The organism is Marinobacter sp. (assembly GCF_014859525.1).
In the GTDB taxonomy this organism is placed as follows: domain Bacteria; phylum Pseudomonadota; class Gammaproteobacteria; order Pseudomonadales; family Oleiphilaceae; genus Marinobacter.
In genome coordinates, this window is record NZ_JACUUB010000002.1 from 67,039 (window position 1) to 83,935 (window position 16,897).

Below are 16,897 nucleotides of genomic sequence, written 5' to 3' on the forward strand. Positions count from 1 at the left end.
TGCTGCTCCGTTTAAAACGAACAAAAACAGGGCGATACCTGATGGTGCGGGAGCGTGTGACGGGCGATCAGTGAGCCTGGTCCCAGTTGTCACCAACACCAGCTTCAACCAACAACGGTACGTTCAGGCTGGCCGCCGCCGACATCCGCTTGATCAGGCCATCTTTAACCGCGTTCACAACATCTTCCCGCACTTCTATGATCAGTTCGTCGTGCACTTGCATGGTCATACAGGCATTGTCGGCGTGCTCCTGGTGCAGCCAGTTATCCACATCAATCATTGCCCGTTTGATGATGTCTGCCGCCGTTCCCTGCATCGGGGCATTGATCGCGGTGCGCTCGGCGGCTTGTTGCAGTTGCTTGTTGCGAGCATTGATCTCGGGCAGGTAGAGGCGACGGCCAAACAGGGTTTCAACGTAGCCGTCGTCGTGAGCCTGCTTGCGAATGTTGTCCATGTACTTCAATACGCCGGGGTAACGATCAAAGTAGCGGTCAATGTACTCCTGCGCAACGTTGCGATTTACATCCAGCTGGCGGGCCAGGCCAAAAGCCGACATGCCGTAGATCAGGCCGAAGTTGATGGCTTTGGCGCTGCGGCGTTGGTCAGACGTGACTTCAATCAGACTGACCCCGAAAACTTCTGCGGCAGTGGCTTTGTGGATGTCTTCGCCGTGTTCAAACGCTTTCAGCAGGCCCTTGTCGCCAGACAGGTGCGCCATGATACGCAATTCAATCTGGGAGTAGTCCGCCGCCAGCAGTTTGTACCCTTTCGGCGCTATAAAAGCCTGTCGAATTCGGCGGCCTTCGGGGCTACGAATGGGAATGTTCTGAAGGTTGGGCTCGGACGACGACAGCCGGCCGGTTGCGGTCACGGCTTGATGATAAGACGTATGCACGCGCCCGGTACGATGGTGAATCAGTTCTGGCAGGGTGTCGGTATACGTCGACTTGAGCTTGCTCAGGCTACGATGCTCCACGATCAGCCGGGGCAATTCGTGCTCATGGGCGAGTTCCTGCAACACCGGCTCGGCGGTGGAGGGCGCGCCTTTCGGGGTCTTCTTGATCACTCTGAGGCCGAACTTATCGTAAAGAATGGCCTGCAATTGTTTGGTGGAGCCCAGGTTGAACGCTTCGCCGGCCACCTCGTGGGCTTCTTTCTCCAGCTCGGCCATGCGCTCGGCCAATTCCTGGCTGTGCTGGCGCAGGGTGCTGGCGCTGATCAGAGTGCCCCGTTGTTCCATGCGAGCCAATACCGGTACCAGGGGCAGATCGATGTCCCGGTACACCGATTCCAGCCGGCCGGTGTTCTTCAGTCTGGGGCTGAGGACTTGATGCAGTCGCAGAGTAATGTCTGCGTCTTCCGCCGCATAGGGACCAGCCTTGTCCAGATCAATCTGATTGAATGTAAGCTGCTTGGCGCCTTTGCCGGCAATGGATTCAAAGGTAATGGTTTGCTCACCCAGATACTCCCGGGCCAGACTGTCCATATCGTGGCGTGTGACCACGGAGTTGAGCACGTAAGACTCCACCATGGTGTCGTCGCTGATGCCTTCCAGCTGAATGCCATGGTTGGCCAGCACGTTTTTGTCGTATTTCAGATTTTGGCCGATTTTCTTCTGTGCGGGGTCTTCCAGTAACGGTTTGAGCTGTGCCAGCACGCCATCGCGGTCGAGCTGATCTGGCGCGCCCATGTAATCGTGAGCCAAGGGCACATAAGCGGCTTCGCCCGGCTCTGCGGCAAACGATACGCCCACCACGTCGGCGTCCATGTAGCGCAGGCTGGTGGTTTCAGTATCGAAGGCAAATTGGTCGGCGGCTTTCAGTCGTTGGAGCCAGCGGTCGAATTCGGCCTGGTCGGTGATCACCGAGTAACGTTTCTCCACGGCCTTCTGGGGTTCTGATGCAGGGGCGGGCGCTGCTGAGGGTTGGCTGCTGGTGTTTTCCAGTTCGGCGACCCAGCCCCGGAATTCGTATTCACGGAACAGGTCCAGCAACGCTTCGTTTTGCTGTTGACGGTGTTCCAGGTCTTCCAGCCCGAACTCAAGTTCCACGTCCAGGCGGATGGTCGCCAGCTCGCGGCTCAGGGGCAGGGTTTCGATGGCTTCCCGGAGATACTCACCGATTTTGCCTTTGATTTCGCTGGCATGGTCAATCAGGTTGTCCAGGTCGTTGTAGGTTTCGAGCCATTTAACGGCGGTTTTCGGGCCGCATTTGTTCACACCCGGGATGTTATCTACTTTGTCGCCCACCAGGGCCAGGTAGTCGATGATTTGCTCTGGCGTTACGCCAAATTTTTCGATCACCCCGTCTCGGTCCATGGCCGTTTCGGTCATGGTGTTGATCAGGGTAACGTGGTCGCTCACCAGCTGGGCCATATCTTTGTCGCCCGTAGATACCACCACGTCAATGCCCTTACTGGTGGCCTCAAAGGCCAGAGTGCCGATGACATCGTCGGCCTCCACACCGGGCACAATCAAAAGTGGCAGGCCCATGGCGCGGACGATCTCATGAATGGGCGCTATCTGCATCGCCAGGTCTTCCGGCATTGGCGGCCGGTTGGCTTTGTACGCTTCATACATATCATGGCGAAAGGTCTTGCCCTTGGCGTCAAATACCACCACCACTTTTGATCCCGGAAAATCCTGCTCCAGCCGGCGTAACATGCTGACAACGCCCTTGATGGCGCCGGTGGGGTGGTTCTTGCTGGTGGTCAACGGTGGCAGCGCATGGTACGCGCGAAACAGGTAGGACGATCCGTCCACAAGCACCACAGGTGGAGTCTTTTTCTCAGTCATGTCAAAGCAGGCCCGGAATCTGATTGAAGCGTGGGTTGGCTTGTGCAACTCTTTAAACAGAGGGCAATTTTGTAGCCAGAAAGATTAACCAAAGGGTATCACGAAAATGAAGCGAATCGCCTGTTCCGCCATGCTGGTTGGGTTTGTGTCAGCACCTGTTATGGCTCAGCAAGAAGGTGCGCTGGACGCCACTCCGGTGGTGACGCCGCAGGACCCCGTTGTCATTTCGGATTATCAGCCACCGGAGGGTGGCCCCGAAATCGTCATCCGGCCGGGCGAAAACGAGATATTCTACGAATATCGGGTCAACGGCCAGCTGATGGAAATCAAAGTGGTGCCAGAGGTTGGCCCCGAGTATTACCTGGTGCCGTCAGATGGTGGCTGGATCCAGGATTCTGAGTCAGACCTGCTGATTCCGAGCTGGGTCATTTTTCGCTGGTAACCTCGCCCTGTACGGTGCTCAGGTCAAGTCAACATGTACCGGGTCTGAGCGCCGGCTTTCCAGGCCATCAACATCCACGGTGCTGATGGCAAACTCGCACGCCCCTGTGTTTTTCAGTCGTAACGAGCCTGAATAAAACCGGGAGACGGGCTGCAAAAATTCGGGAGCGAATACGCCAGCGCTTATCTGACGATCAAGTGAACAATCGGCAAAAACGACCGCAGAGTTTTAGTATGAACATTCTAATTTTTATCCGTACCTTGAGAGGTGAAAGTTACTGAAGGCGCGCCGAATCATCGCCAGCGCCGGAACGATCCGATAAATCAAGGAGACATACCATGGGTAAACTGAAATCCTACCAGGAACAACTGCAGGACATCGTAGAGAAAGGCATCAATGCGGCTGAAGAGCAGCAGAAGAAGCTGGCGGCCAAGCCGTTCGACTACGCCGAGAAGCTGGAAACAGAAGTTCGTGAATACAGCGTTAAGGGCCTGCGTAAGCGTTACACTGGCTACTCCGAGAACCTGTTCGGACAGCTGCGCACCTTGAACAGCCGTTTCGGCAACTTCGCCGCTGAACTGGTTGCCAAGCTGGAAAAGGAAGCTGCCGAAGGTGCTGACGCTGTTTCTGAAGCCGCTCAGGATGCCAAGAAGTCCGTTACCGCAAAGAAGCCGGCCGCTCGTAAGACCGCTGCTCGTAAGGCTCCTGCTGCGAAGACGGAAACCGCTTCTGCCTGATCAAAAGGCTGAGTGGTTGTCCAACAAAAAGGGCGCTCATTTGAGCGCCCTTTTTGTGGGTGAAGAGGGGTCTGTTATTCGGGATCCAGAGGAAGCGTGCGAGCCTTTTCGGTAATTACCTCAAGGCGCTCAATCTCTGCTTCAAACTCTCTTTTCATCGCGCCGATATCCTGTCGCTGAGCAGCAATTTCTCTCTCAATATCCCGAGCTTGTGATTCCAGCCGGCGGATTCTGTCCAGTGTGGCTTCCGGAATGTCCCGGCCTGCCCGTTCAAGATCGGCGGCTCGGCTTTGTTCGCTATCCAGTTGGCTGGTGATCACCGAGATGTTGCCTCGCTTAAGCTGGATAATGCCTTCCAGTTCGCGAACCTTCCGATGCATGGCGCGAACGGCCTGGTCGGGGTGGCTGTAGCGCTTGAGCAGTTCGCGGTCTTGGGCGCGCTGCAGTTCTAGCTGCTTTTGGCGTTCTTTTTCGGCTTCACGAGCGGCGATTTCATCGGCCGTTGGAGCTGGTGGAATGCTTTCAAGCACCCGCCCGTTGTTGCTGAGGATGTCGTAGCCGCGCTGAGTTGCTTCCTGCGGGATGGTGTTGCTGATCACCAGTTGACCGTTTTCGTCCGTGTAACGATACATGGTGGCCTGCACGCTGGTGGCAAACAGTAATCCTGCAGCCGCCAGGCCGGTAATAACCGTCGATTTGGTCACACGGTGTGGCATGAATCAGACTCCGTAACGGTCCCGGTAGCTGGCCACGGCATCCGCGTGGCCGGCAAACTCCGGATTAGACTTCAGGTAATCGAGCACCTGTTCAAGGCAAATAATACTGACAACGGGAATGCCAAACTCCTGTTCAACTTCCTGAATGGCAGAGCGTTCACCGTTGCCTTTTTCCTGGCGATCCAGCGCAATCAGCACACCTGCCGGCTCGGCACCAGCTGCGCGGATAATGTCGATGGATTCGCGAATGGCGGTGCCGGCGGTAATGACATCATCAACGATCAGCACTTTGCCTTCCAGCGGGGCGCCCACAATACTGCCACCCTCACCATGATTTTTCTTTTCTTTGCGGTTGAAGGCAAAGGGTTTGCTGTTACCGTCTGTTGCCAGCGCCATCGCGGTTACTGTGGCCAACGGAATGCCCTTATAGGCGGGCCCGAAAATAATGTCATAATTCAGGCCGCTGCGTTCTATTGCAGCGGCATAGGCCTTGCTTAGTTGTAGCAGGTCATCACCGGTGTTAAACAGCCCGGCGTTAAAAAAATAGGGGCTGGTGCGCCCGGATTTGAGTGTAAATTCTCCAAAGCGCAGAACGTTCCGGTCAATGGCAAACTCGATAAATTTTTGCTGATAGTCATGCATGGCAAGGCTTCTGGCGGGGTTTGATCTTTAATTAAAGTGGAAAACCGGTATCATACACACAAACCGAATCAGGGAACACGTATGCGGGTAGTATCAATCAGCGTCAATGGTCTTGAACAGGCCGTTGAAAAAGGCTTTTTCGACTGGCTGGCCGAGCAAGACGCTGACGTCGTCTGTGTTCAGGACCACCGCATGCGCGCCTACGAGATTGAGGACAAGCACCTGATCCCGGAAGGTTACGAGGCTTACTTTATTGACGGTGAGCTGAATGAGCACGGTGGCGTGGGTATCTACACCCGGCATTTCCCGAAGGCGATCATGTACGGTTTTGCCAATGAGCAGGCGGATCGTGAGGGCCGGTTTATTCAGGCCGACTTCGACAAGGTGTCGGTGGCCTGCGTGCTGGCCCCCAATGCACTCGGCCGCGAAGATGAATTAATCGGCGACGACGACCTGACCGTGCTGGACCATAAGGACGAGTTTCTGGAGGCTTTCGGCTTGCATATGCAGAAGACTCTGCGCAAGCGCCGGCAGTTTATTTTCTGCGCCAACCTGCAGACGGCTCATCACGTTACGGATGCCAGCCCGCTTTATCACAAGCTCGACTTTTCGGGCTTCCTGCCCCATGAACGTGCCTGGCTGGATCGGTTGTTTGATGAAATGGGCTGTATTGATGGCTTCCGTGAGATCAACAAGCAGAGCAATCAGTTTACCTGGTGGCCGGAGAGTGCTGAGGGTTCCCGCAAGAAGGCGGGCATTCGGGTAGATTACCAGCTGCTGACCCCCGGGATCCGCAAGACCATTCGCGATGGCTGGATCGACGAGGACACCCGGTTCTCCGATCACGCGCCGGTGATCATGGATTACGACATCGAAATCGGGCTCTAGGAAGGCCGGCCGCGTGTCCGGAAAGGTCTCCCCCTCCGAACCCGCTACCTGTGCAGTTGTCGTCTGATTTATTCGGCCAGCGCTTCTTTCTGCAGCTTAAACAGCTTATCAATCGCCTGCCGTGCCAGTACCAGCATCGAGTCTAGCTCCGACTGCTCGAACGGTGCGCCTTCCGCAGTTCCCTGAATCTCGATGAAGCCACCCTGATCGGTCATGATCACGTTCATGTCGGTTTCGGCCTCGGAATCTTCCGGGTAGTCCAGGTCGGCCACCGGCGTACCTTTGTAAACGCCCACCGACACCGCCGCCACCATCTGCTTCAGCGGAGATTTTTTCAGACGCTTGGTGGCGACCAGGTGGTTCAGGGCATCGACCAGAGCCACGCAGCCACCAGTGATCGCTGCGGTGCGAGTGCCGCCATCGGCCTGGATGACGTCACAGTCGATGGTGATGGTGTGTTCACCCAGGGCTTTCATGTCGACCGCAGCGCGCAGTGAGCGCCCGATCAGTCGCTGGATTTCTACGGTGCGGCCACCCTGTTTGCCGCGGGCGGCTTCACGGCCCATGCGGCTGCCGGTGGAGCGGGGCAGCATGCCGTATTCAGCGGTGATCCAGCCTTTGCCTTCGCCGCGCAGGAACGGTGGTACCTTGTTCTCTACGGAGGCGGTGCAGATCACCTTGGTGTCGCCGAACTCTACCAGTACAGAGCCTTCAGCATGGCGAGTGTAGTTGCGCGTAATGCGGACGTCTCTGGGTTGCTCGGGCGTTCTGCCACTTGGTCGCATGGTGTGTCCTGTTTGTTGATCATTAGTGTCCGGACTGCTGCCGGGCGGAATGTTGAAAAGGCGTTGAGTATATCATGGTGCAGCGTAAGGGCGGGGAGGGCGGCCGTTGATCTTTGGTTGGGTTCGCCGCCCGGGCGGATACCCTGTTAGACTCGGAGCGTCTGTTTACCCGTACTGGAGCCAATATGATCCGCAGCATGACAGCTTTTGCCCGCAAGGATACCCGAGGTGACTGGGGAACCCTGACCTGTGAGATCCGGACGGTGAATCACCGTTACCTGGAGCCTTCGTTTCGATTGCCCGAGGCCTTCCGAGAACTGGAAAACCGCTTTCGGGAAGAGCTGCGTAAGGGGTTGAAGCGTGGCAAGGTGGATGTGTCGATGCGCCTGCAGTCAACAGAGAATGAGGTACAGAGCTTTGAAATCAGCGATGAAATGGCGAAGGCGGTAAACGAGGCTGCCAACCACATTAATCGAATGCTGGATAATCCGGCCCATATCAATGCCCTGGATATTCTGCGCTGGCCTGGCGTACTGTCGGTTCCTGAAACAGACTACAGTGCCGCCAAAGAAGCTGCCGCCAACCTGTTTGCGGATACCGTTGCCGATCTGGTGAGCGTGAGAGAGCGTGAAGGCGACCGCCTGCGGCCGTTATTCGACGATCGCTTGGCTACCATGAGCCGACTGGTCGCCGAGGTGCGCGAGCGGATGCCCGATTTGCTGGCGGCACAGGAAACCAGTCTGCGTGAGCGTTTTGCCAAGGCGAAAGTCGAGCTTGATGCCGACCGTGTGGCTCAGGAAATGGTGATGTTGGCGCAGAAAAGTGACGTTGCTGAGGAGTTGGACCGCCTGGATGCCCACGTCAGCGAAGTGACTGAAACCCTGCACAGCGACGACGCCATCGGCCGACGACTGGATTTTCTGATGCAGGAATTGAACCGGGAGGCCAATACTCTCAGCAGTAAAAGCATAGATGCTGCAGTCACTCGCGCCGCAGTCGACCTGAAGGTGCTGATCGAACAGATGCGCGAGCAGGTGCAGAACCTGGAGTAAGCGGTGGTTCGGTCACTCTGCTGGCTTGATGGCCAGCAGATCGGTTCGCAGGTGCGTTAGAACTTTCTCCGCGGTATTGCCGATCACTCGGGCGGCGAGTCCGGTTTTACCGGTCGTGCCAATCACCAGCATATCGGCCTTGATGGTGTTGGCAACACTGGGGATGACCTTCTGGGCCGGGCCGGAAACGATGTGTACATGCTCAGGCTGGATCTGCCAGGTGTGGCAGAGGTGCTCGATTTTCGGTTTTAGCGTTTCTTCGCGTTTCTGAGCCTGGGCGACCGGGTCAATAATGTCCAGATCGGCCAGTACCACTGAGGTGTGTAGAGCGTGTACCAGATGCAGGTCGGTGCCCATGGCTTTTGCCAGATGCCAGGCTTGATCAATAATCCGATTGTTCAGTGCGCTTTTAACCGGCTTGTCTGAGCTCAGATCAATCGCCGCCAGAATGGGGTGGGCTTTGTTCCACTTGTTGGCCGCGACCAGCATCACCGGGGCCGGGCATTCGCGAATCAGGTGCCAGTCGGTGGGTGTGTACAGGAACGTTTCTGACCGGTTGCCGGTTTTCACTACGGCCGTGATGGCGTTGTTCTGGCAGCGCTCGGTAATCCACCGGTGGATGTGCTTTTCCCAAACCGTCTGGGTGGTGATGCTCAGATCGGTGCACTCTGCCAAAGCCAGCATTTGCTCCAGCCACTGCTGGCGGAGCTCAATCAGTGACTCTTTGGCGGTTTTATGGACCGCTGGGTCCGGTGGCAAGACCTCGAGGTACTCATGCACAAAAGCGACCACCTCCAGGCTGGCACCGGTTGCCCGGGCCAGTTCAATTCCGCGGGACAGTGCGGTCTGTTGCTTGTGTTTGGGGTCCATGATGATCAGAAGTTTGTTCATGCTGCGCATCCGTCTGTTCCTGGTTAGTTTGGCCATATTAACATCTCAGGATTGTGCGGGATGCGCAGATACGTCAAACCCCGTATAATTTGCCGCTTTCTGGCCACCTAAGGCGGCCATAAACCGTATTTCGGGAGTCAGTTAGCGATGAGTCAGGCCGGTGAGCAGGGAACCCTGTTTGTAATTTCCGCACCCTCGGGTGCAGGTAAAACCAGCCTCGTGTCGGAAATGCTTCGACAGGACGCTCAGTTGAGGGTGTCGATATCACACACCACCCGCCCCATGCGTGAAGGCGAACAGGATGGGGTGAACTATCACTTTGTCAGCCGTAATGAGTTCGAGGCCATGATCGCCCGTGGTGATTTTCTTGAGCATGCCGATGTGTTCGGGAATTATTACGGCACGTCTCAGGTGTGGGTGCGAGAAGCCCTGGCGAAAGGCCAGGACGTGATCCTGGAAATTGACTGGCAGGGTGCTGAACAGGTGCGCCGGTTGATTCCTGAATGTGTCAGTATTTTTATCGTTCCGCCGTCTGCCGAGGTATTGCGCCAGCGACTGGTCGGCCGCGGTACCGATGCTCCGGATGTGGTAGAGCGCCGGTTATCAGAAGCCGAGGAAGAGTGTCGCCATGCGGTAGCGTTCGATTACCTGGTGGTGAACGACGACTTTGCGGTTGCCCTTGCAGATTTGTTGGCCATCGCCCGCGCCCGCAGGCTAGCCATGCCGGTGCAGCAGGCTCGGCATCATCGCTTATTGGCCGGGCTGGCCGGTAGCGCTTGATCGTGGCTTTCGCTGTATACAAATTGAACCGGGCGCAGTAAACTACTCGGTCTGCTAAATCAGTGATTCTTTTTGTCGGGGAAGATAATGGCACGAGTTACCGTTGAAGATTGTCTGGAACACGTTGATAACCGCTTCCAGTTGGTGATGCTGGCGACCAAACGAGCGCGCCAGATTGCCACTAAGGGTTCGGAGCCAATGGTGCCGGAAGAAAATGACAAGCCGACGGTGATCGCACTGCGCGAAATTGCCGAAGGTCTGGTGAGTCGCGATCTTTTGAAAGAAGATGACGACGAGTAAAGAATTGCCGGCAGGGTTCATATAAATACCTGTTAGTGATGAAGAACCATTGAAATGTGTCCCGGCAGTTTATAGTGTATCTATAAGAGTCTGCTGGAAGGACAAAGGAAAGCCCGGATGCATGCATTCGGGCTTTTTTGTCCCTGGCGTATCAATAAAATGGTGGAGGCGCGGTGTCGGCAGAGGCAACGGTTGAAGAGCTGGCCAAAGAGCTAAGCTCATATCTGGATACCAGTCGCATCAATCAGGTGCGAAGGGCCTACTATTACGCTGAGCAAGCCCACGAAGGGCAAATGCGCAAAAGCGGCGACCGTTACATCACCCATCCCCTTGCGGTGGCCCATATTCTGGCCGATCTCAGGCTGGACCATCAAAGCCTGATGGCGGCGATGCTCCACGATGTTATCGAAGATACCGGTATTCCCAAAGATGCGTTGTCAGAGCAGTTTGGAGAAGACGTAGCGGAGCTGGTCGATGGCGTTTCCAAGCTAACCCAGATTGAGTTCCGCTCCCGGGCCGAGGCCCAGGCAGAGAACTTCCAGAAAATGACCCTGGCCATGGCCAAGGACATTCGGGTGATTTTGGTCAAGCTGGCCGACCGTCTGCACAATATGCGCACGTTGGGGCCCATGCCCTATGAAAAGCGCCAGCGCATCGCCACGGAAACCCTCGACATTTATGCCCCTATCGCCAACCGATTGGGCATGCGCTCCATATCCACAGAGCTGGAGGACCTGGGTTTCAGCTCGCTTTACCCGATGCGTTCCAAATACATTTCCAAGGCAGTAGATAAACTGCGGGGCAGTCACCGGGAAATCATTGATGACATCCGTGGCAAATTGCAGGAAAAACTTGAAGAGCGCGGCCTGCCGGGGCGAATTCTGGGGCGCGAGAAGCACCTGAACTCGATCTATAATAAGATGAAGTTCAAGCAGAAATCCTTCCATGAAATCATGGATGTTTACGCCTTTCGTATCATCACCGATACCGAAGACGACTGTTATCGCATCATGGGCGCCGTTCACAGCCTGTACAAGCCTCTCCCCGGTCGCTTCAAAGATTACATTGCCATGCCCAAGGCCAACGGGTATCAGTCGCTACACACGACATTGTTTGGCATGCACGTGAACATCGAGATCCAGATCCGTACAGAAGAAATGGAGCATATCGCCAACAATGGCATTGCGGCCCATTGGATGTACAAGCATGAAGAGCCAGGTCTTTCCAACATCAACCAGTCGAGAGTTGACCGCTGGGTAGAAGGCCTGATGGAAATGCGGGAGCGGGCCGATGATTCTATGGAGTTTATCGAGCATGTGAAGGTTGATCTGTTTCCGGATGAGATCTACGTGTTCACCCCCAAAGGTCGCATCATGGAGCTGCCCAGTGGCGCTACGCCGGTGGACTTTGCCTACGCGATTCACACCGACATTGGCAACGCCTCGGTCGCCTGCCGCATTAACCGCAACCTGGCCTCTTTGAGCCAACCCCTGCAGAGCGGCCAGACTGTGGAAGTTATCACCGCTCCGGGTGCCAAACCCAACCCGGCCTGGCTCAGCTTTGTGGTGACTGGCAAGGCCAGGAGCAGCATCCGCCACGTTCTGAAAACCCGTAAACGGGCTGAATCGATTGAACTCGGGCGCGCTCTGCTCAAGAAGTCTCTGAAAGGCTTCGGTGCCAAGCTTTCCGATATCAGTGACGCCCAGAAACAGTCGGTGGTGAATCACAATCAGGTTAACAGTTTTGATGACCTGATCAGTGATATTGGTCTTGGCAATCGAATGGCCTACCTGGTTGCACGCCAGTTAGTGTCGGGCAACGAATCCCTGGATACACCCTCTAGCCTGGAAGCCGTTCCGGGCAGCAAGCAGGGCGCGGTAACCATTCGTGGTACCGAGGGCTTGTTGGTGAAGTTTGCCAACTGTTGCAAGCCGATCCCGGGCGATCCGGTGCTGGGCGTGATGGACTCCGGCAAAGGCATGGTGATTCACTCGGATACCTGCTCAAAATTGCCGGAGGACGATGAAAGCCGGGCGCGCCTGACCCATCTGAAGTGGGCCAAGGATATTACCGATGAGTTTTCGGTCGAGTTGCGTGTCGAATTTGAGCGGCAGCGCGGCGTGATTGCCGAAGTGGCTAATGCGGTGGCGATTGCCGATGGCAACATCGAGCGGATCAGCGTTGAAGATCAGAATGCCAAATTCGGCATTGTCAGCCTCGTGGTGCATGTGCATGGCCGCCGGCACCTGGCCAGAGTGATGCGCCGGGTGCGGAATGTTCGGGCAGTGACTCATATCAGCCGGGTTCGCCACTGAGCAGGTGCAGGTATGGTTGACAGGCACCGCAGCCAAGGGCGACGATTGGCGTTTTAGACGAAAGGAAAGTACACGTCATGACCAACAAATCTGTTATCCAGACCGAAAATGCCCCGCAGGCGATCGGCACATACTCCCAGGCCGTCAAAGCAGGGGACACCGTGTATCTGTCTGGCCAGATTCCGTTAGACCCGGCGACCATGGAGGTGGTAGCTGGTGATTTTGCGGCCAAAACCCGTCAGGTGTTTGAAAACCTCAAAGCCGTGTGCGAGGCCGCCGGTGGCGAGCTCAAAGACATCGTCAAACTGAACATTTACATGACCGATCTGGCGAACTTTGCCACCGTTAACGAAGTCATGGCGACCTATTTCCAGGAGCCTTACCCGGCCCGCGCTGCAGTGGGCGTGTCAGCATTGCCGAAGGGTGTTCCTGTAGAAATGGAAGCGGTGATGGTGCTCAGTTAAGGCTGTTGATCATCTCCCGGTACCCGGCACGATAGTCCGGGTACCGGAACTGAAAGCCACCCTCAAGCAATCTCCGATTGTCACACCGCTTGCTCCCCGCTCGACCACCTTTGCGAGCGCTTTCCACCGGTTGCTTGCACGGTACCTGCTGCCGAACCCACGCTACGACCTCGTCCAGCCTGACCGGCTCGCAGTCCGTGCCAATGTACAGGTTGTCTATTTCCTTGCCTGCCAGGGCTTGTTCGCTCAGCCAGGCCACCGCTCTGGCGGCATCTTTCTCGTGAATGCGATTGCTGAAGGGTGCTGGTGCCTGCGGATTCATCCGGCCCTCGAGCACTTCTTCCAGAAAACGCTGTCGGCCAGGACCATAAATGCCACTAAAGCGGACCACGGTAGCCGGATGGATGCTGTTCAGTGCGGTTTGCTCGCCTTTCAGGATGTACTGGCCGGTGAATCGGTCTGGCTCTGTCGGGCTGGTTTCGTCTACCCATCCGTCATCATTCTGGGCATACACACTGGTGCTGCTGATAAAAATCAGCCTGGTCAGGGGCTCGTTTCCGAGTGCATCGAGCAGATTCTGCAGTCCGGTCACGTAGGCATCGTGGTAGCCCTGTTCGTCATAGCTTGAAGGGGTCAGGCAATAAATGACTACATCAAGTGACTTTGGCAGGCGGCCGGTGAGCGTCTCGGGTTGGGTCAGGTCGGCAGCGATTCCGGTTACGCCTACCGGAACCTGGTCCGGATTGCGGCGCAGTCCGTACACCTCGGCATCTGTCGAAAGTAGAGTTGCTATGTCGCCACCTAACTTGCCACAGCCGGCCACCAGTATTCGCGCAGATTGCTTGTGATCTGTCATTGCCATAGACAATTTCAATCCTTATGCTTTCGCTGATAAAGTATGTAAAACTTCGACCCGCACCCACTGACCGGAGCTCAACATGACACTCACCGAGTTACGATACGTCGTTACGCTTGCCCGGGAAAGGCATTTTGGCCGTGCGGCGGAGCGTTGTCACGTTAGTCAGCCCACTCTGAGTGTGGCGGTAAAAAAACTGGAAGAAGAGCTTGGTATTCCGCTGTTTGAACGGAGCAAAAGCAGCATCCGCGTCACTGAGGTAGGTCAGCGAATTATCGAGCAGGCCCAACGCGTGCTTGATCAGGTGGGCGTTATCAAAGACATGGCTCAGGATGGTAAAAACCAGCTTAACTCACCGTTGAAGGTCGGCGCCATCTACACCATTGGCCCTTACCTGTTCCCGCATCTGTTGCCGGAACTGCGCCGGGCCGCGCCCAGCATGCCGCTCTATATCGAAGAAAATTACACGGCCAGTCTGCGCCAGAAACTGAGGCATTCAGACCTGGACGCGATCATTATTGCGTTACCGTTTGAAGAGCCCGAAGTGGTAACGCTGCCGCTGTATGACGAGCCGTTTGTGGTGCTGCTGCCGGCCGATCACGCGCTGGCGAAAAAAGATCAGATTACCCCTGAAGAACTGTCGAAAGAACCGCTGTTGTTGCTGGGCCCGGGGCACTGTTTCCGGGATCAGGTGCTGGAATCCTGCCCGCCACTTGTGGATGCGATCACCAAGCGGGTTGATCATGGCACGCCCGAACTCGTCACCGAAGGCAGTTCACTTGAAACCATCCGCCATATGGTGGCGTCCGGTCTTGGCATTACGGTACTGCCGTTGTCAGCCGCCACCGGCATGAAGTACCAGGAAGACATTCTGGTGGTACGCCCGTTTGCTGCGCCAGTGCCATTCCGAACCGTCGCGCTGGCCTGGCGTGTTACGTTTCCCCGCCCCAAAGCGATTGATGTGCTATCACTGGCCGCCAGTCAGTGCCGCGTGATGGAGCGGGCCAAAACTGAGCCGCCGGCGGTCGCTTAGCGCGCCGGAGGGTACTTATGACGTCACTGGATGACATCCCGGTTACCCAGCTCAAGGGCGTAGGAAGCGCCCTCGCGGACAAGCTTGCCAAGCTGGGCATCCACTCCGTTCAGGATCTCCTGTTCCACCTTCCCCACCGGTACGAAGACCGCACTCGGATAGTGCCCATGGGTAGCCTGCGCATCGGCGACGTTGCTGTGGTTGAAGGCGAAGTGATGAAAACCGACCTGGTCATGGGGCGCCGGCGCTCACTGCAGGTGACGTTGCGCGATGACACCGGTTTTCTGGTGATGCGCTTTTTCCATTTCAATGCCGCCCAAAAGAACCAGTTGGTTGAAGGCACCAGAGTTCGGTGCTTTGGTGAGGTCCGCCCCGGTCGGGCGGGTTATGAATTCTATCATCCGGAATACCAGACCAACCCACCGCCCATGCCCGCCGCCAGTGAAGCCACCCTGACTCCGGTCTACCCACTGACTGAGGGTATTCAGCAGCCAAGGGTAAGGGGGCTGTGCCAACAGGCGCTGGGTTATCTTGAGCGTTTCCCGATTAAAGACTGGTTGCCAGAGGCGTTGATGGCAGATTACCAGCTGCCCGGAATCACTGAGGCGGTAAAGCTGGTGCATTTGCCGCCTGCCGGCTCGCCAGTCCATTTATTGATGGAAGGTTGTCATCCCGCCCAGCAGCGACTTGTTATGGAGGAGTTACTCGCGCACCAGCTCAGTTTGTTGCGTGTTCGACAGCAAATACAGGCCCGGCACGCATTACCGCTATTGCCTGCGGGCGACTTGGCGGAGCGTTTTCTGGAACAATTGCCTTTTGCACTGACCGGTGCGCAAAAATACGTTGTGAAGGACATCCGCCAGGATCTCAGCCAGCCAATACCCATGTTGCGTCTGGTTCAGGGTGATGTCGGCTCCGGCAAAACCGTGGTTGCCGCGCTGGCTGCTATACAGGCCCTGGGGGCGGGCGCGCAGGTGGCCCTGATGGCACCTACCGAGATCCTGGCGGAGCAACACTACCGGAACTTTTCAGACTGGCTTGAGCCGTTGGGTGTCAGGCTTGCCTGGTTATCAGGCAAGGTCAAAGGCAAAGCCCGGCAAGAAGCGCTGGCGGCGGTGGCAGAGGGTCGTGCGCAAGTGGTCATCGGCACTCATGCGCTGTTCCAGCACGAAGTCCGGTTTCAGCGACTGGCTCTGGTGATCGTTGATGAACAGCACCGCTTTGGCGTGCACCAGCGTCTTGCCCTGCGGGAAAAGGGCGTTGGCGGCAGCCTGGCACCTCACCAGTTGATCATGACGGCAACGCCGATCCCCAGAACTCTCGCCATGAGCGCCTACGCCGATCTGGATACCTCGGTCATTGACGAGCTGCCTCCGGGGCGCAAGCCTATCGAAACAATCGTGCTGCCAGACAGTCGCCGTGACGACATCGTTGAGCGAGTGCGCGGTGCTTGTCAGGCTGGCCGCCAGGCCTACTGGGTCTGTACCCTGATCGAAGAATCCGAGGCATTGCAGTGTCAGGCTGCAGAAGTGACCGCACAGGAGTTATCCGAACGCCTGCCAGACCTGAAAATCGGACTGGTGCACGGGCGATTGAAGGCCCAGGAAAAGGCCGATGTGATGGCGAGTTTTAAGACCGGTGAGCTTGATCTTCTGGTGGCGACGACGGTAATTGAGGTGGGTGTGGATGTGCCCAACGCCTCACTGATCATTATTGAAAACCCGGAACGCCTCGGCCTGGCACAGCTGCATCAGTTGCGGGGCAGGGTAGGCCGGGGCGAGCAGGCGAGTTTCTGTGTGTTGATGTACCACCCGCCCTTGTCTAATAACGGTAAAGCCAGGTTGCAGGCGCTGAGAGACAGCCAGGACGGCTTTTTCATTGCGGAAAAGGATCTTGAGATTCGCGGTCCCGGTGAGGTGCTGGGTACCCGTCAAACCGGCTTGATGCAATTCCGGCTGGCAGAGTTTGAGCGGGACAAGGGCTGGATAGAACCGGTCAAGGAGATGGCACCGGGTTTGATGGCGCAGCCGAAAGCGGTTGACGCTCTGATTCGTCGATGGCTTGGAGAAAACAGTCGTTACGGTGAGGTATGAGCCCGTGGTGCCATAGCGACAGCGAGTCTTGCGCTGAGTCAGTTATTGTTGGTTGTTACCTTGATAATACCTGCGAAATGCAGCCAAATAGAAATTGAACATTCATTCG

At 56.4% G+C, this 16,897-nt stretch carries 16 protein-coding genes; 10 read left to right on the plus strand and 6 right to left on the minus strand.

Translation table 11 applies throughout. From position 1 onward, the window contains the following. Positions 1-67: 67 nt before the first annotated feature. Entirely contained in the window at positions 68-2,794 is a 2,727-nt protein-coding gene (polA, locus tag IBX51_RS01105) for a DNA polymerase I (RefSeq protein WP_291827780.1), read from the minus strand. A gap of 106 nt (positions 2,795-2,900) precedes the next feature. Between polA and IBX51_RS01110 the strand changes: the two genes are divergently transcribed. Both IBX51_RS01110 and IBX51_RS01115 read left to right on the plus strand, forming a co-directional pair. After that, a complete protein-coding gene (locus IBX51_RS01110; protein ID WP_291827783.1) occupies positions 2,901-3,236 on the plus strand; it encodes a DUF2782 domain-containing protein in 336 nt (111 codons plus the stop codon). Between the two features lie 338 nt (positions 3,237-3,574). Continuing rightward, positions 3,575-3,973 carry a hypothetical protein gene (locus IBX51_RS01115; RefSeq protein ID WP_291827784.1) on the plus strand — a complete coding sequence of 133 codons (399 nt, stop codon included), beginning with the start codon at positions 3,575-3,577 and terminating at the stop codon, positions 3,971-3,973. A 74-nt stretch (positions 3,974-4,047) separates the two neighbouring features. On the opposite strand, the gene IBX51_RS01120 is transcribed toward IBX51_RS01115, so the two are convergent. Both IBX51_RS01120 and pyrE read right to left on the minus strand, forming a co-directional pair. Then, a complete protein-coding gene (locus IBX51_RS01120; RefSeq protein ID WP_291827786.1) occupies positions 4,048-4,689 on the minus strand; it encodes a DUF4124 domain-containing protein in 642 nt (213 codons plus the stop codon). Between the two features lie 3 nt (positions 4,690-4,692). Further along, a complete protein-coding gene (gene pyrE / locus IBX51_RS01125) occupies positions 4,693-5,331 on the minus strand; it encodes an orotate phosphoribosyltransferase (protein WP_291827788.1) in 639 nt (212 codons plus the stop codon). Positions 5,332-5,412: 81 nt separating this feature from the next. On the opposite strand from pyrE, the gene IBX51_RS01130 reads away from it, so the two are divergent. Then, positions 5,413-6,219 carry an exodeoxyribonuclease III gene (locus tag IBX51_RS01130; RefSeq protein ID WP_291827790.1) on the plus strand — a complete coding sequence of 269 codons (807 nt, stop codon included), beginning with the start codon at positions 5,413-5,415 and terminating at the stop codon, positions 6,217-6,219. A 68-nt stretch (positions 6,220-6,287) separates the two neighbouring features. Here IBX51_RS01130 and rph read toward each other — a convergent pair whose 3' ends face one another. Continuing rightward, positions 6,288-7,004 (minus strand): ribonuclease PH, encoded by a 717-nt coding sequence (rph, locus tag IBX51_RS01135; protein WP_291827793.1) that lies wholly within the window; start codon positions 7,002-7,004, stop codon positions 6,288-6,290. 185 nt (positions 7,005-7,189) lie between these two features. Between rph and IBX51_RS01140 the strand changes: the two genes are divergently transcribed. Next, the gene (locus IBX51_RS01140; RefSeq protein ID WP_291827796.1) at positions 7,190-8,056 is read left to right on the plus strand and encodes a YicC/YloC family endoribonuclease; all 867 of its coding nucleotides are present in this window, start codon (positions 7,190-7,192) and stop codon (positions 8,054-8,056) included. A gap of 12 nt (positions 8,057-8,068) precedes the next feature. On the opposite strand, the gene IBX51_RS01145 is transcribed toward IBX51_RS01140, so the two are convergent. Then, positions 8,069-8,947 carry a universal stress protein gene (locus IBX51_RS01145; RefSeq protein ID WP_291827797.1) on the minus strand — a complete coding sequence of 293 codons (879 nt, stop codon included), beginning with the start codon at positions 8,945-8,947 and terminating at the stop codon, positions 8,069-8,071. Between the two features lie 147 nt (positions 8,948-9,094). On the opposite strand from IBX51_RS01145, the gene gmk reads away from it, so the two are divergent. The 4 genes from gmk (at position 9,095) to IBX51_RS01165 (ending at position 12,806) form a co-directional block, all read left to right on the plus strand. Further along, positions 9,095-9,727, plus strand: a complete 633-nt coding sequence (gene gmk, locus IBX51_RS01150; protein ID WP_291827798.1) for a guanylate kinase — start codon at positions 9,095-9,097, stop codon at positions 9,725-9,727. A gap of 87 nt (positions 9,728-9,814) precedes the next feature. Then, positions 9,815-10,027 carry a DNA-directed RNA polymerase subunit omega gene (gene rpoZ / locus IBX51_RS01155; protein ID WP_291827799.1) on the plus strand — a complete coding sequence of 71 codons (213 nt, stop codon included), beginning with the start codon at positions 9,815-9,817 and terminating at the stop codon, positions 10,025-10,027. A gap of 173 nt (positions 10,028-10,200) precedes the next feature. Next, the gene (locus IBX51_RS01160) at positions 10,201-12,342 is read left to right on the plus strand and encodes a RelA/SpoT family protein (protein ID WP_291827800.1); all 2,142 of its coding nucleotides are present in this window, start codon (positions 10,201-10,203) and stop codon (positions 12,340-12,342) included. 77 nt (positions 12,343-12,419) lie between these two features. Then, positions 12,420-12,806 carry a RidA family protein gene (locus IBX51_RS01165; protein ID WP_291827801.1) on the plus strand — a complete coding sequence of 129 codons (387 nt, stop codon included), beginning with the start codon at positions 12,420-12,422 and terminating at the stop codon, positions 12,804-12,806. Here the strand turns inward: IBX51_RS01165 and IBX51_RS01170 are convergent. Then, positions 12,799-13,668, minus strand: a complete 870-nt coding sequence (locus tag IBX51_RS01170) for an NAD-dependent epimerase/dehydratase family protein (RefSeq protein WP_291827806.1) — start codon at positions 13,666-13,668, stop codon at positions 12,799-12,801. The genes IBX51_RS01165 and IBX51_RS01170 overlap by 8 nt on opposite strands. A 76-nt stretch (positions 13,669-13,744) precedes the next feature. Here IBX51_RS01170 and IBX51_RS01175 point away from each other — a divergent pair, with 76 nt between their 5' ends. Then, positions 13,745-14,695 carry a hydrogen peroxide-inducible genes activator gene (locus tag IBX51_RS01175; RefSeq protein WP_291827807.1) on the plus strand — a complete coding sequence of 317 codons (951 nt, stop codon included), beginning with the start codon at positions 13,745-13,747 and terminating at the stop codon, positions 14,693-14,695. A gap of 17 nt (positions 14,696-14,712) precedes the next feature. Then, positions 14,713-16,788 (plus strand): ATP-dependent DNA helicase RecG, encoded by a 2,076-nt coding sequence (gene recG / locus IBX51_RS01180; protein ID WP_291827808.1) that lies wholly within the window; start codon positions 14,713-14,715, stop codon positions 16,786-16,788. Positions 16,789-16,897: the final 109 nt, after the last annotated feature.

What these genes read in the sequence shown, in the direction of transcription:
- polA (WP_291827780.1), bottom strand. Translation starts at nt 2,794, where the DNA reads ATGACTGAGAAAAAGACTCCACCTGTGGTGCTTGTGGACGGATCGTCC.
- IBX51_RS01110 (WP_291827783.1), top strand. Translation starts at nt 2,901, where the DNA reads ATGAAGCGAATCGCCTGTTCCGCCATGCTGGTTGGGTTTGTGTCAGCA.
- IBX51_RS01115 (WP_291827784.1), top strand. Translation starts at nt 3,575, where the DNA reads ATGGGTAAACTGAAATCCTACCAGGAACAACTGCAGGACATCGTAGAG.
- IBX51_RS01120 (WP_291827786.1), bottom strand. Translation starts at nt 4,689, where the DNA reads ATGCCACACCGTGTGACCAAATCGACGGTTATTACCGGCCTGGCGGCT.
- pyrE (WP_291827788.1), bottom strand. Translation starts at nt 5,331, where the DNA reads ATGCATGACTATCAGCAAAAATTTATCGAGTTTGCCATTGACCGGAAC.
- IBX51_RS01130 (WP_291827790.1), top strand. Translation starts at nt 5,413, where the DNA reads ATGCGGGTAGTATCAATCAGCGTCAATGGTCTTGAACAGGCCGTTGAA.
- rph (WP_291827793.1), bottom strand. Translation starts at nt 7,004, where the DNA reads ATGCGACCAAGTGGCAGAACGCCCGAGCAACCCAGAGACGTCCGCATT.
- IBX51_RS01140 (WP_291827796.1), top strand. Translation starts at nt 7,190, where the DNA reads ATGATCCGCAGCATGACAGCTTTTGCCCGCAAGGATACCCGAGGTGAC.
- IBX51_RS01145 (WP_291827797.1), bottom strand. Translation starts at nt 8,947, where the DNA reads ATGAACAAACTTCTGATCATCATGGACCCCAAACACAAGCAACAGACC.
- gmk (WP_291827798.1), top strand. Translation starts at nt 9,095, where the DNA reads ATGAGTCAGGCCGGTGAGCAGGGAACCCTGTTTGTAATTTCCGCACCC.
- rpoZ (WP_291827799.1), top strand. Translation starts at nt 9,815, where the DNA reads ATGGCACGAGTTACCGTTGAAGATTGTCTGGAACACGTTGATAACCGC.
- IBX51_RS01165 (WP_291827801.1), top strand. Translation starts at nt 12,420, where the DNA reads ATGACCAACAAATCTGTTATCCAGACCGAAAATGCCCCGCAGGCGATC.
- IBX51_RS01170 (WP_291827806.1), bottom strand. Translation starts at nt 13,668, where the DNA reads ATGGCAATGACAGATCACAAGCAATCTGCGCGAATACTGGTGGCCGGC.
- IBX51_RS01175 (WP_291827807.1), top strand. Translation starts at nt 13,745, where the DNA reads ATGACACTCACCGAGTTACGATACGTCGTTACGCTTGCCCGGGAAAGG.
- recG (WP_291827808.1), top strand. Translation starts at nt 14,713, where the DNA reads ATGACGTCACTGGATGACATCCCGGTTACCCAGCTCAAGGGCGTAGGA.